Consider the following 2,009-nt stretch of genomic DNA (forward strand, 5'->3'; position numbering starts at 1 on the left):
CATCCAGCACGGAAAATAGCTGCGATTTCTTTATAGTTCAAGTTCCAATCATATTCTTCTGACGCTGTACGGTATTGGTAGAAACCTTGCGCGTAAGACATGATTTTAGAGAAGTATAAAGCTTTACGAATTTTTTCAACGAAGTCATTTTTGTCGCCTTCGAATGCTGTATTTTCTGGTCCAGCTAACACTTTAGAAGCACGAACACGTTGGTCTTTCAATGCTGAAATGTAACGTGCGTAAACTGATTCAGTAATTGTTTGTAATGGTACACCAACATCTAATGCTGATTGAGAAGTCCATTTACCAGTACCTTTGTTACCTGCACGGTCCAAAATCACGTCAACCATTGGTTTACCTGTTTCTGGATCATGTTTTGTTAAAATATCAGCTGTAATTTCGATTAGGAAACTGTCTAATTCACCAGTGTTCCAATCTGCAAAATGATCAGCGATTTCAGTAACAGGTAAGTCTAAATAACGACGTAATAAATCGTAAGTTTCAGCGATTAATTGCATGTCACCGTATTCGATACCGTTGTGAACCATCTTAACGTAGTGTCCAGCTCCGTTGGGGCCGATGTAAGTTACACATGGTTCGCCATCGCTAGGCGCTTTAGCTGCAATTTGTTTTAAGATTGGTTCAACTATATCATACGCTTCTTTAGGACCACCTGGCATCAAGCTAGGGCCTTTAAGCGCGCCTTCTTCACCACCAGAAACACCCATACCAATGAAGTGGATACCAGAACCGTCAATTTCGTTAGAACGACGAATTGTATCTTGGAAGAATGTGTTTCCGCCATCAATAATGACATCGTCTTTATCTAATAATGGCATTAATTGACTGATTGTTGCATCTGTTGCTTTACCTGCTTGTACCATTAATAAGATACGGCGAGGTTTTTCTAATGAATTCACAAACTCTTCCACAGTCCCAGTAAAAACTAAGTTTTTATCTGAATTTTCATCTACAACAGCTTTTGCTTTGCTGGTAGTACGGTTAAATACAGCCACCGTATATCCACGGCTTTCGATATTCAACGCTAAGTTCTTGCCCATTACGGCCATTCCGACAACACCAATATGTGCTTCAGTCATTTATTTTCCTCCTTAAGGTAACAACTTAATGATAAAACCTTCTCATATAGTATCAAATAATCTCATAATTTAAAAGTATCTCATCATAATCATAGTAAATTTAACGCTTATTTTTAGCGCTTATTCATAATTCATTCCTTATTATACCACTATCTTGAAAAAATTCATTTAGAAGATACCGGAAGAAAGCAATATCCTTTTGTGTTATAATGGTCGAGAATTAAAAATGAGGAGTATTGATATGCGTAAAAGTCCAAAGAAACATACACCAGAAAAGCGTGGCTTCGATAAAATGTACAATAAAAAAGACAAGAAAACCGGTAAAATTTTTACTTGGATCATGTTAATCTTGATTCTATCATCAGTAGTCTTGTCCTTAGGATTTGCCTTATATAGCTATTTCGGTATGTAACAAACTGAATATACTAGTAAAAAAGGAGATGTGACAAAACCGTCACACCTCCTTTTTACTATCTATTTTTTTACGCTAGTGAGTCAACTACTTGAATAGCACTTTCGTAATCTGGTTCGTTTGTTACTTCATTAACGATTTCTTTGTAAACAACATTACCTTCAGTATCGATAATGAACATTGCACGTGCTAATTTGCCTAATTCCGGTAAGAAGATACCGTAGTCTTTACCGAATGCTGCTGCATCGTTTAACATACGCATATCTGAATCATTTTCAGCTTTCCAGTTAGATAAAGATTCATCAGTATTCATTGATATTGTTGCGACTTCTACGCCCTCACCAGCTTGTTTAGCATAGTCACTGATGCGGTTTGATTGGATAGAACATACAGATGTATCAATATCTGGTACAACGGATAATAAAAGTACTTTACCAGCAAAGTCCGCTTTACTCACTTTGCCACCACTTACTTCATTCACCTCAAAATCAGGTGCC

3 protein-coding genes are annotated in these 2,009 nt (G+C 37.0%); 1 reads left to right on the plus strand and 2 read right to left on the minus strand.

Annotated elements, in window-relative coordinates:
• A partial coding sequence (gene gndA, locus ACRCJ0_RS12825; protein WP_431390673.1) for an NADP-dependent phosphogluconate dehydrogenase occupies positions 1-1,100 on the minus strand: 1,100 nt, incomplete at its 3' end.
• Positions 1,101-1,341: 241 nt separating this feature from the next.
• Here gndA and ACRCJ0_RS12830 point away from each other — a divergent pair.
• The gene (locus ACRCJ0_RS12830) at positions 1,342-1,512 is read left to right on the plus strand and encodes a DUF4044 domain-containing protein (RefSeq protein ID WP_059349036.1); all 171 of its coding nucleotides are present in this window, start codon (positions 1,342-1,344) and stop codon (positions 1,510-1,512) included.
• Between the two features lie 70 nt (positions 1,513-1,582).
• Here the strand turns inward: ACRCJ0_RS12830 and ACRCJ0_RS12835 are convergent.
• The coding region (locus ACRCJ0_RS12835; RefSeq protein ID WP_431390674.1) for a redoxin domain-containing protein at positions 1,583-2,009 on the minus strand (427 nt) is incomplete at its 5' end.

It is taken from the genome of Aerococcus sp. L_32, assembly GCF_050689315.1.